The following is a 12,920-nucleotide window of genomic DNA, read 5'->3' on the forward strand; positions in this document are numbered from 1 at the left end:
ATTTTTTATGAATAACGATAATCTAAAAAAAGCGTATATAATATTTGTAACCGACAGCAGACAATACAGAAACAGCAAAATAAATATAGATAATATTCTAAATGAACTTGCTATGCTATGCGATACTGCTGGTTATGAAGTTGTAAATAAATATTCATTCATACAGCCTAAAATAACAGCCGGAACTTATATTGGTACAGGAAAATTGGAAAGTTTAAAAGAGAGTGCGGCGATTGATAATGTAGAATATTTCATATTCGATAATGAGCTTAGCGGTTCTCAGGTAAATGCTATAGAAGAAGGTTCTAATATAACAGCTCTCACAAGAACAGAAATAATATTAGAAATATTTGCATTACGTGCTAAAACTATGACAGCAAAAATGCAGGTGGAATTAGCTTTTTTAGAATTTGAATATCCAAGATTAAAAGGTAAAAGAACTAATCTAAGCCAAATAAAAGGCGGTATAGGATTAAGAGGCGGAGCCGGAGAAAAACAGCTTGAATATGACAGAAGAAGAGCAAGAGAGCGTATACATAAATTAAAATTTCAATTAAGCAAAGTAGAAAAATCAGCAAGTACAGGAAGAAAAGGAAGAGAAAATACATTTAGAATAGCAATAGTTGGATATACCAATGCCGGCAAAAGCACATTATTTAATCTGCTTTGCAAAGAATCTGTTTATGTTGAAGATAAATTATTTGCTACATTAGATACTCATACTAGAAAACTATATTTAAGCGATGATACTCCTTTAGAAGTTATAATAAGCGATACTGTAGGATTCATAGATAGGCTTCCTCATACTTTAGTGGCCTCATTTAAATCTACATTATCAGAAGTTGTTGAAGCGGATTTACTTCTGCATTTATCAGATGCAAGCGATGAAAATATAGAAGAAAAACTTCTGCATGTAGAGAGCATAATAAAAGAAATAGATGCCTCTCATATAAAAAGAATAGTGATATTTAATAAATCCGACTGCATAGACGAAGTACAAAAAAATAAAATATTAACTTCTTATGATGATGCTATGTTTATAAGTGCTAAAAACAATACAAATATAGAAACTTTAAGAAAGAAAATACTAGATATTATATTAGAATTAAATACTAATAATAATGAATTACCTTCTTAATTGAGCAAATATAACTACCCAAAAATCCTCACCATTAATAGCATAATGAGCCACTCCTATATGGGTAAATTTACTGCTTAAAATATTAACTTTGTATTTATTAGAATTCATCCAATAACTAGCAACGGTTTCAGCATTTTTAAATCTGTAAGCGATATTTTCATCAGATGAAAAAACAATTATTCTATTTTCATAAAGCAATTCATCATATTTTGTATTATTAGGTCTTATATGTGAAAAATTGATAGCAAGTTCTTTAGATCTAGTATCAGCAATATTGTTTAATCTATCATCAATCTCAAATGGATATAAATTTTCATTATCCCTTATTTCATTGAATATCTTCAACATAGAATTAACATCATCATTATAATTTTGTGCTGATAAAAAGCTAGCACTACATACAATGATAATAAACATCTTTATTAAAATATTAATCATATATTTTCACTTTACTATTAAAAAAAATTATACTTCCATAAAATCCTATTTTTATATGAATAAATATAATATTTTTTCATTATTTTTCAAGTCTAATAAGTAATTTATTTTTATTAATTTCGGAAATATTTGAATGCTTTATATTATAAATTATTCTTTGTTTTATCTTAGAAATAATGCTTATTTCATCATTCGAATACGACAAAATATCCAAAATACTATTTGTAATATCAATAAGGTATTCATTGGATTTTCTAGAACATAACCTGCTATAAATTTGAAGTATATATTCACCAAAATATTTTATAAGCCTTATATCATTAGCTAGTATGGCTGCATTAATATGATAAAAATAAATCTTCAATGCATCAATATTATTATCTCTAGTATATTTATCCAAAAATATAGAAAACATTTTTATATATTCTAAACTTTTATATTTAAGTTTATCACATATTTCATCTTTATTTATTATATGAACAGAATATTTTAAATTTAATACTATAATATCATCTTTATCATAATCAAATATTAGATTATCCTTAGAACAATCTAAAGGATTATCCATCTTTAATCTTATATTATCTATATACCTTAATTTTTTATTAACACTGCTGTAACTTGTTTTTGAAGTATCTACTACAAATAAATATTCTATATTTTTAGTTTTATTAACTATGGATCTTTTAGCACCTCTATATTTAGTATATTCAGAAGTAACAATATCCAATTTACCTCTGCTTTCAAGTATTGAAATTAAATCATCATACTCTATTATTCCGTCAGTAGAATAACTCATAACTATATGCTTAGAATCTATATTATCTAATAAATTTATTAAAGTATCCTTTGCGGTTTTCTTATAACAGTACATAGACTTAGTTTTTACCCAATCTTTTCTTATTCCGCCTTTATCTGTTTTTTTACCGTTTATATATATATTTTTATTTATTGCTGGTTTATCCCATAAAGCTATTGTGTTTAGCAAATGATAATTACTTCCATATTGATGCTGATTATATGGAGGATCTAAATATACCAAATCAAAATGCTTATCTTTATTTTTTACAACAAACTCATTAGCGTCATTCATGCTTACATGACATTTTTGGCCATTATACAAAGGTATAGACTTTAGTGATATAGGAGCCATTATCCTATGCAATGCATCTTTATTCCTTCCTCCGAAACCTGCATGAAATGCCTTAAAAACTCCGGAAGTATTTGTATGCGTAGCAGATTCATATATAATAGAAGCTATCAAATAATAATATTCTTTTTCATTTATCACTTTATTTTTATAAAGCATTTCTATATTATGTCTTATAATATCAATTCTCTCAGCATTGTAATGAGTATAAAAAAGCCTTTCATTTATTAGATCAGGATTTTCATCATTTGAAGGAGCATAATATTTTGATATATATCTGTCATCATCATCTATATACTTAATATTGTTAATCATATTTATTGTATTCTCTGCTCCGCCTGTATGAACAAACATATTATTTAAATCTTCTTCATTAATACATAAATGAGCATAGTTTAAAATATAAGAATAATATTCCCAATCATTAGAATAAACTTCTAAGTCCAAAGTTTTCAAAAGTCTTGAAACACTGCCGCTTCCTGCAAACAGATCTAATGCTGTTTTTATATTGCTGTCTTCTTCCAAAATTCCAGAAATGGTATTTTCTATAAAAGAAAGCAGTCTTCTTTTATTTCCAATATATGCTATTAAATTTTCTTTTAGATATTTATCTTTAATATTCGCTTCAGTATTAGTTATCATAATCTTATTATCATAATATAGTTTACATAATAATATTAACATAATACTAAGAAAATATCAATATTGTATAAAAAATATATTACTTAGATAAATATTTATAAAGACTATAATTATAAAAATCATATATAGCTACAGAAGCAGCTGCATATATTTCTATATCTTTAAAATTATTAATAAAGTTGATTTCTGTAAGAAAGTTATAAGAATTATATTTATTATTAATATTATTTTTTATTTCATTAATAAAATCTTCACCCAAATAAAGCATTTCTCCACCTATAAATATTGTTTCAGGGTCAAAAGTATTAACTATATTATATATTCCTATTGAAACCCAATAAGCTGAAAAATTTTTATAAGTTTCAATTACAATATCATCGTCTATATGATTTTTAATAATTTCTTCATAACTTAAATTCTTATATTTGCTATTTTTACTTTGAAGTTCTTTCATAAATGCATTTATGCTAGCAACAGATTCCCAGCATCCTTTTTTACCGCACATACAAATATAGTCTGAATCAGTTACTATAGTATGCGAATAGTTAGCAGCTGTATCATGTGTTCCATATAAAATTGAACCATTATTAGAAACAGATACTCCAATCCAATTACCCAAATAAATATATACAGATGAAGTTTGTATTGGCATATACTTTTTCATCTCTTCAAGCATACCATATGTAAGCATAGCACATGCATATCTATCAATTATAACATCAATACCAGTATTTTGTTCTATATATTCTTTTAATGGTATATTTCTCCATTCAGGTATCCCCATACAATCTACAAGCATATTATTATTTTGTTTACTTATTTTACCAGGTACTGACATCCCTATGGCAAATATTTTTTTATTTTTATGTTTATTTTTTAATTCTTTAATTTTTTTGATTATTGGATTGAATGTTATTTTATAATCATCATTTATATTTACATTTAATGAACATTGTTCTATTATTTCATTTTCTAAATTAACTATAGCTACATTGCATAGTTCTCTTCTAAAATGTACAGCTAGAAAATATCCTATGTTCTTATTTATATCTAATAATATAGGTTTTTTACCTCCAAGAGAAGATGATTCTCCGTCACACTTTTCATATACTATACCCATATTAATTAAATCATCTACTAGTACAGATATACTTGCTTTGCTTAATTCTAAATTATAAGCTAAATCAGCTCTTGAATAATTTCCTATTTTTAATAGCTTTACTATATCAATATAATTTTGTTCTTTTAAATTTTTTGCTTTTAATCTTTTCATCTCTTATCTTTATAAGTTATTTTATAATAGAATTAAAAAAAGCGATGCATATTGTATTATACACCGCTTATAAATTCAATATAAAAATAATTTATTCACTTAATACATTATCAACCATATACTTTATCTGTACATAATTATTAATATCTACATTATTTGTAATGGTCTTAGTATAAATAAATATATTTTGCTGTGTTTTATACCATTTAGAAGCATCTCCATTAGTATATGCTTTTTTTATATCATCTCCAGAAAGCCATACTGCTGTTTCTCTTTCTAAATCAACTTCTTCAGTTGTTTTATTATTCATATCAGAAACCAATTTTACAGTTTCACTCATATTAAGCTGTCTATAATCCATAGCTTTAAGTATAGCTCTTGAAAATCTCTTGACTATCTCAGCATTGCTATTTTGATAGGAAGGTGTAACTATCCAACTGCTGGGAAAAGATCCAACATCAGAATAATCAACAGTTGTTGCAATAGATTTTACTTCATTTCCAAGAGTATTTAATATCTCAAAAGTATAAGGAGCTTGTACAGAACCGGCATCAATACTACCATCTATCATAGATTCCACTATTGTATTTCCATCCATATTTATAATATCTACCTCATTTGTTTTAATACCCAATGACTGAAGAGCTAAATATAGTAAAATTTCTGAAGAAGTTCCTAATTGAGTACCAATTTTTTTACCTCTTAAATCTTTAACTGATTCTATTTGAGATGAATTTCTTACTATAATTTGTTCAGATTTACTTAAACCATTAGGAAACAATACATTAACTTTTCCTTCAATAGCTAATGAATGTGCCCCATGTCCTATATAAGCAAAATCTAAATTTTTCAAAATCATCTCTTCAACTTCAGAAGGACCATCTAAAAACTCTATTAATTCAACATCTAAATTTTCTTCATCAAAATATCCTTTTTCTTTTGCTATAGCTACAGCAGATGATCCAGAAAAATCAGGCATATATCCAACTCTTACTGGATATATCTTTTTAGCTGCAGTATCTTCTACTTTTTCAATTTTTTCTTCACATGATACAAATAGTATCATAATAAATAATAATATAATGTTCTTTTTATTCATATTACAGACCACCTTATAATTAATAAAATTATTTTATATATTTTTTATTAATTATAAAAAATTTCAATATGAAAATATGAAAAATATTTTTTTATTTTAGAACATTTTCAATTATATAATTTATTTGTACATAGTTATTAACATCTACTACTTCAGTAACAACTTCTGAGTTTAAGAATATTTTTTGCTGAGCTTCGTACCATTTTGCAGCTGTACCATCCATATAAGCATTCTTTATATCAGATGAATTAAGCCATATAGCGGTTTCTTTTTCTAAAGCAACAGAATCAGCAGGAGTTCCATTTAATTTAGCTACTATTTCAACTGCTTCATCCATATTATCAGTTCTATAATCCATAGCTTTAAATATGGCTTTAGAGAATCTATTAACTATATCAGAATTATTTTTTTGATAACCAGGAGTAACTATCCAACTGCTAGGAAATACTGCTTCATCTAAATAATTTGTAATAGATGCAATTACAATAGCTTCATCTCCAAGCTGTTTACTAATTTCAAAAGTATAAGGTGCCCATACAGAAACAGCATCTACTTTTTTACCAATCATAGAAGATACTATTCCGCTTACATCCATATTAACTACATTAACATCTTTTTTAGAAAGACCAACTTTTCTTAATGCAATATCTAATACTATATCCCCAGAAGTACCAAGCTGAGTACCTACTGTTTTTCCTTTTAATCCTGCCAAATCACTAACATTAGCCCATTTACCAACTATAATCTGTTCAGATTTACTCAATCCATTAGGAAATAATACATTAACTTTACCTTGAATAGCCAATGAGTGTGCACCATGCCCTATATAGGCAAATTGTATATCTCCTGAAAGCATAGCAGCAACTTCAGAAGGTCCATTTAAAAATTTTACCAATTCTACATCTAAATTTTCTTCTTTAAAGAAACCTTTTTCTTGAGCTATAGCAGCTGCAGAAGTTCCTGCAAAATCTGCAAGATATGCAACTCTTATTTTATCAGCTGTATCATTTGATAAAGAAACAGATTGTTTATTTTCTTTTGAACATGATATTATTAAAGAAATTAATACTATTGATAAAATAGAAACTAATATAGTTTTTTTCATTTTATCCTCCTTTAATTATTTTATAAAACTTATTTGTATCAAAAAAGAATTTTTAACTAATTATAAATTTAATCATCTTCTTAAAGCCATTCTTCTATATGTATGTACTTCTCCTCTCAATACCAATGATATAGCCATAGCATTCATAGGACTTGATATTCCTCCTACTCCTGCATCACCTATATGCATTATGTCGGCACCAGACATTTTAGACATTAATGCAATTTGTTTTATTGTATCTATAGGAGCACCTTCCTGAGCAGTTCCTATAGCTGTTTTTGTAAGCATACCAAGTCTTTTAGCTTCATCTATTAATTCATGAACTTTTTCTACAGTGTATCCAGGTAAAGTTCCTGGAGCACCAAACATTATCACATCCGCACCTGCATCTGCAATTTGTTTTACAGTACCCAAAGTATCTATATTTCCTGCACCTGCTCCATGCATTTTACCAGAAATTATCATCATTTTACCCTTAGCAATAGAAGCTAATTCCTCTGTTGCTTTTGCTATAGTATCCATAGAAACTTTTGTATGAGGATTACCTGTTAATACTATATAATCAATTCCGAAATCTAATGCTCTTTTATAATTGTCTTTAGTAGCTTTCAAACCTTCAGGATAATCAACGCCTTCTCCAACAGGTTCCAGATTAATTCCTATAAATCTTCCTGTATATTTTTTAATTCTTTGTATATGATCATTTTTCTTTCTTGAAGATTCATATAATTTAAGCTGTCCTTTGAAAGTTCTTTCAACTAAAGGCATAGATTCATCAGCTTCAACTTCATCTAAATCATATATAAAAGGATTAAGTAAATCAAATATGTTTAATGTAATTAAATCTACTCCCATAGCTGCTAAAATTTCAGGGTCTGTAACTCTTTCTATTAATGGTCTTTTATATATTAAAGATTCGGCCATTAATGTTCTGCCTTCAGAATTCCTAATAGTTTCTATCAATGTATTAGTATCCATATTAAATGTATCAGTATAATTTAATTCAAATATCCTTTTCATTTTAGCCTGCTCCTCTATTTTTTAGCTTCTAAATATTCCTGATATACTAATTGCCATAATTGATTTTTAATATCATTAAATTCAGCAGATAATTTAGTTTCTGGTACTCTAGGATATCCAATAGGTACTTCAACTATACTTTTTATTCTTCCTGGTCTTGGACTCATTATAACAACTCTTTGAGCCAAAAATACAGCTTCATCTACATCATGGGTAATAAAGAAACAAGTTTTCTTTTCATTATCCCAAGTATTTAAAAGCTCTGTTTGTAATTGCGCTCTTGTCTGTGCATCCAAAGCTCCGAAAGGCTCATCCATAAGAAGTATATTAGGATTAACAGCATAAGCTCTGGCTATAGCTACACGCTGCTTCATACCTCCTGAAAGTTCCTTAGGATATGCATTTTTAAAATCTATCAAACCAACAGCTTTAAGATAATGGTCAACTATATCATTGATTTCAGATTTAGATTTTTTCTGCAATTCCAAACCAAAGGCAACATTCTTTGCAACAGTAAGCCAAGGAAATAAAGCATACTGCTGAAATACTACACCTCTGTCAACTCCTGTACCTTCTATAGGTTTTCCGTCTATTTCTATACTTCCTGAATTTGGTGTATCAAGACCTGCAAGTATATTAAGCAATGTACTTTTTCCGCATCCTGAAGAACCTATTACACATACAAACTCATTTTTATATATATCTAAATTTACATTATCTAAAGCATGAATATCTTTAGTTGTACCTTTATATATTTTACTGACATTAGAAATTTTTACTTTTACTTCTTTATTTGACATATTATAATCTCTTTTTATATAATTTTTTTACTATATAACTTTTTAATTATTATCTTTTTTTCTTTTCCTGCCATACAGTTAACTTGTTTTCTATTAAACTTACTATAAAATTTAGTATTAAACCTGTAATACCAATAAGTATTATTCCAAGCATAACTATATCCATTCTAAAGTAAAGACTTGCTTCCTGAATCATCTGTCCTAATCCTGAACTAGATCCTGTTAATTCAGCAGCAATAAGAGTTGTAAGAGAAGCACCTAATCCTAAACGCATACCAACTAATATATATGGAACTGAAGCGGGTATTACAACTTTTAAGAAAATATCTTTATCTTTTGCTCCAAGAACTCTAGCAGCTTTTATTAAAGTTTGATCAACCTCTCTTACGCCTTGATAAACTGTTACAATCATTACTAAGAAAGTAGATATAAATATAACTGTTATTTTAGCACTTTCTCCAACTCCCTGTGCAACTACAACCAAAGGTATATATGCTAAAGCAGGTATATTCCTCACAAATTGTATTACAGGTTCTATTAATAATTGAACAGGCTGATACCACCCCATTAAAAATGCTATAGGTATTGATATAATAAAAGCTAATCCGAAACCGGACAATACTCTAAACAAACTTATACCTATATGATTTAACAATTTACCATTGCTAATCTCTCTCACAAATGATTTTAATACATCAGCAGGACTTGCAATAACTGCCCCTGCTACAGAAGAAGATACTAACTGCCATATTAATAAAGCTATAATAATAGAAGCAGCGGTAAATATATATTTCTTTTTACCCATAGGTTTACTATTCATGGTTATTCCTCTTAATATTTAATAAAAAGTATAGCATATACAAAAAATAAATTTATTAAATTTAATAGTTTATAGTTAAAACAAATATATATTTTAACTATAAACTTTATAATTAATTATTAATTTAATGCTTGTTCTATAATATCAATTCTAACATATTTATCTACAGGAACAGGATCAGAATTTAATCTATTATTTTGTACAAAATATTCTATTTGTTTTTTGTAAATATTACTTATACTTCCGTCACTTATTCTGCTTTTCATTGTTTGAGAATCCATCCAATCAGAACTGTATTTCTCTTGTGAAACTGTAGCTATATCTAAACCAATAAGATTTGATACATTTGTAATAGCTTCATCTAAATTTTGTTTTCTATAATCCATTGATTTATATAATGCTCTTGTGAATTTTATAACTGTATCAGTATTAGCTTCCAAATAGTCAGGAGTTACTATCCAGCTTGCAGTAGAATCAACACCTACATCCTGAGGTTTTATAATATATAAATTCTCTATACCAATTCTATTATCTATTTCAACAGTATAAGGAGGCCATACAGATATAGCATCAACTTTATTAGCCAAGAAAGATGCAACAGCACTTGAAACTTCAGCATTAAGTATATTTATATCTGTTTTATTGACACCTGTTCCAGCCAATACCTGATCTATAATAGTTTCTCCTGATGTACCCAATTGTGTTATTAAACTTCTTCCTTTTAATTTTTCAACTGAATTGATACCTGAAGTTTTTAATGTTCTAATACCTTCTACAACGGCTATACCGTCAGTAGCTATTATTTGAACTTTTCCTTCAGCTGCCAATGTATGTGCTCCGAAACCTATATAACCTATTTGTATATCTCCTGAAACCATAGCTGCTATTTCTGTAGGTCCGCTTGTAAATTTAACAAGTTCTATATCTAAACCTTCATCTTTGAAATAATTCTGCTGTATACCAGTAATAATTGCAGAAGCTCCGCCTACATTTGGGTGATATGCTACTCTTATTTTACCTGTATTTTCATTAGTTTTTTTACCGCATGATATTAAAAAAGTAAATAACAAAATAAATGTTATAGCTAATAATGCTTTTTTCATAATTTTACTCCATTATAAATAATAATTATTATCTTAATATATCTTCTATTTCAGAATTAGTCAAAAAATTCATAACTAAAGGCTGAGATTTATTATCCTGAGACTGCTGCCAAGTAGCATACATACCATCTTTAGTTCTTAATACATCTACATACCTTGAACAGCCTGTACCATAAGGGCTTATAAATAATGGTAATTCTTTACTTATTCTTTCAATATGTGAGAACGATCCGTTTTCTATATATGCCACTCCGCCTAATTCTTCGCATGAATATCCTCTAGGTCTTTTTACAGCTTTTTCATGCTCATCTAAATTTCTGACACATTCTCCGCCGTCATAGAAGAATAAGCTTATTCTTTTATTTTTTAGTACTCCAACCTGAGGCATATCAATAACGCAAGTTCCTCTAGTCATAGCAATATCCCAAGTATGACCTTTTTCAAAGAAATAAAATACAGGTGCTTCAAAATTGAGTTTCTCACCTCTTCTTATCATATATCCTGTATTTGAACTAGTCCAGTTATAAGGATGTGTACAGAACATTAAATATTTTTCACCATTATAACTATCATATACAAAAGGGTCTTTCAAATGAATAAATCTTGAATCTTCGCCTTTAATAAGTTCCTGAACATTAGAAACACTTAAATTTTCTATTTTATCAGCTACTATAACATCAATATCCCATACACCAGTTCCAGGTTTTAAATATTCCTTAAGATGATCAGGATATTTATTTTCAGATTTCTCTGAAGATATATAAAGTTCTACCTCGTTATCTTTATTAAATCTTAAAGCAGTACCTTCTATAGATAAAACACCTCTAGGAAGTTCTTTTTTTAATATACTTTTTATTTTTTTCCAAGTATTTCCTTTATCTGAAGATTTAAATATTGCTAATTCAGCTCCCCTATCTCCTAAATCCAAACCTGTTCTTGAATCTCCGGAATTTCTGTATCTTCCTGAAATATACAAATTACCTTCTTTATCTTCTATCATATTTCCGCCGCCGAACCAATATCCTGTTTCCGGTGTTACAGGTACTATAATTTTAGCTTTTTTTTCATCTATCAATCTAAGAGAGAATTCCATTAACTTTTTTTCTAAATTTGTCATAATAATTACCTCGTATATTATTTAATATATTAATTAGTATAGTAAACTAACTAACTAAAATCAATTTTTTTATAAAAAAAGCATTCAAAAAATTATTTTTTTTACACTCTTATACTTTCATATCAAAATACATGTATTAATAATTTAAATTAATTTTGAAATAATGTAATTTTTTATATCAAGTTAACATACTTCATAAATTTATAATATAAACTTTCGATAATAATTGAAAAGATATATTTTTATGGGGTTTTTATTATGAATATGCAAAATGATTATGTTTTCAATGATGAAAAAATATATATTTTGTTGGAAGAATTTAGTGATTATTTACAAACTTTAAATTTCGCTGCTCATACTATTAATAGTTATAATAAAGATTTAAAAGAGTATTTTCAATTCTTGCATAATAAAAATATTCCATTAGATGAAGCTAATCATTATACAGTAAGAGATTATTTAACTTTTTTAAAAGAAAAATCTTTAACCAATTCCACTATGTCAAGGCATTTATCATCCATAAAAAAATTTTATAAATATTTAATAAGAAATGGATATTCTGATAAAAATAGAATAGTAGATATGAAAAGTCCGAAAAGGGAAGAACATATAGCAAAATTTTTATCCATAGAAGATATAGATAATATATTGGCAATAGATGATGAAGGAGATTTTACACTTATCAGAGATAAAATGATGGCCCTATTTATGTATGCAATAGGACTAAGAGTATCAGAACTAGCTTCATTAAAACTCAGTATGATAAAAAAAGGTTCCGAAACATTAAGAATATGCGGTAAAGGTTCAAAGGTAAGAGATATACCAATACTTCCAATAATATATGATAATTGGGATATTTATATGGAAAAAAGAAGAATAATTCAAAGAGAATATTCTGAAAATAATGACTATCTATTTATAAACAGATTCGGAAAACCAATAAGCGATAGAAGCATAAGAACATCTATGAAGCGTTTAATAAGAAATGCAAATATATCTATAGATTTTTCACCTCATACATTGAGACATACTTTTGCTACTCATTTACTTAATAATGATGCTGAAATTAGAGGAGTTCAGGAATTATTGGGACATGAAACAATAGCTACTACACAAAGATATACTCATGTTACAAATTCAAGATTATTTGAAGTATATAATAAATTTCATCCTCATTCTAATAATTAGAATTTTTATTAAAAATCAAATCTT

General features: G+C 27.2%; 12 protein-coding genes. 2 read left to right on the forward strand and 10 right to left on the reverse strand.

What is annotated here, in order from left to right; all coding sequences use genetic code 11:
* Window positions 1-7: 7 nt before the first annotated feature.
* On the forward strand, window positions 8-1,138 hold the full coding sequence (gene hflX / locus BRSU_RS06545; RefSeq protein WP_048594468.1) for a GTPase HflX: 1,131 nt from the start codon (window positions 8-10) through the stop codon (window positions 1,136-1,138).
* Here the strand turns inward: hflX and BRSU_RS06550 are convergent.
* From BRSU_RS06550 to BRSU_RS06595, 10 genes are all read right to left on the reverse strand, one after another.
* Window positions 1,127-1,579 carry a CAP domain-containing protein gene (locus BRSU_RS06550; RefSeq protein WP_048594469.1) on the reverse strand — a complete coding sequence of 151 codons (453 nt, stop codon included), beginning with the start codon at window positions 1,577-1,579 and terminating at the stop codon, window positions 1,127-1,129. The genes hflX and BRSU_RS06550 overlap by 12 nt on opposite strands.
* A 79-nt stretch (window positions 1,580-1,658) precedes the next feature.
* Window positions 1,659-3,371, reverse strand: a complete 1,713-nt coding sequence (locus tag BRSU_RS06555; RefSeq protein ID WP_048594470.1) for a DNA adenine methylase — start codon at window positions 3,369-3,371, stop codon at window positions 1,659-1,661.
* 79 nt (window positions 3,372-3,450) lie between these two features.
* Window positions 3,451-4,644: an ROK family transcriptional regulator gene (locus BRSU_RS06560; protein WP_048594472.1), complete on the reverse strand. Its 1,194-nt coding sequence runs from the start codon at window positions 4,642-4,644 to the stop codon at window positions 3,451-3,453.
* Window positions 4,645-4,735: 91 nt separating this feature from the next.
* A complete protein-coding gene (locus tag BRSU_RS06565; RefSeq protein ID WP_048594473.1) occupies window positions 4,736-5,743 on the reverse strand; it encodes an ABC transporter substrate-binding protein in 1,008 nt (335 codons plus the stop codon).
* A 91-nt stretch (window positions 5,744-5,834) separates the two neighbouring features.
* Window positions 5,835-6,848 (reverse strand): ABC transporter substrate-binding protein, encoded by a 1,014-nt coding sequence (locus tag BRSU_RS06570; protein WP_048594475.1) that lies wholly within the window; start codon window positions 6,846-6,848, stop codon window positions 5,835-5,837.
* A 72-nt stretch (window positions 6,849-6,920) separates the two neighbouring features.
* On the reverse strand, window positions 6,921-7,868 hold the full coding sequence (locus BRSU_RS06575; RefSeq protein WP_048594477.1) for a DUF7916 family protein: 948 nt from the start codon (window positions 7,866-7,868) through the stop codon (window positions 6,921-6,923).
* 14 nt (window positions 7,869-7,882) lie between these two features.
* Entirely contained in the window at window positions 7,883-8,668 is a 786-nt protein-coding gene (locus tag BRSU_RS06580; protein ID WP_048594479.1) for an ABC transporter ATP-binding protein, read from the reverse strand.
* A 49-nt stretch (window positions 8,669-8,717) separates the two neighbouring features.
* The gene (locus BRSU_RS06585; protein ID WP_048594480.1) at window positions 8,718-9,488 is read right to left on the reverse strand and encodes an ABC transporter permease; all 771 of its coding nucleotides are present in this window, start codon (window positions 9,486-9,488) and stop codon (window positions 8,718-8,720) included.
* 119 nt (window positions 9,489-9,607) lie between these two features.
* Entirely contained in the window at window positions 9,608-10,591 is a 984-nt protein-coding gene (locus BRSU_RS06590) for an ABC transporter substrate-binding protein (protein WP_048594481.1), read from the reverse strand.
* Between the two features lie 28 nt (window positions 10,592-10,619).
* A complete protein-coding gene (locus BRSU_RS06595) occupies window positions 10,620-11,708 on the reverse strand; it encodes a hypothetical protein (RefSeq protein WP_048594484.1) in 1,089 nt (362 codons plus the stop codon).
* Window positions 11,709-11,966: 258 nt separating this feature from the next.
* Between BRSU_RS06595 and BRSU_RS06600 the strand changes: the two genes are divergently transcribed.
* Window positions 11,967-12,896, forward strand: coding sequence for a tyrosine-type recombinase/integrase (locus tag BRSU_RS06600; protein WP_048594485.1), 930 nt, complete (start codon window positions 11,967-11,969; stop codon window positions 12,894-12,896).
* Window positions 12,897-12,920: the final 24 nt, after the last annotated feature.

The organism is Brachyspira suanatina, assembly GCF_001049755.1.
GTDB classification, from domain to species: Bacteria; Spirochaetota; Brachyspiria; order Brachyspirales; family Brachyspiraceae; genus Brachyspira; species Brachyspira suanatina.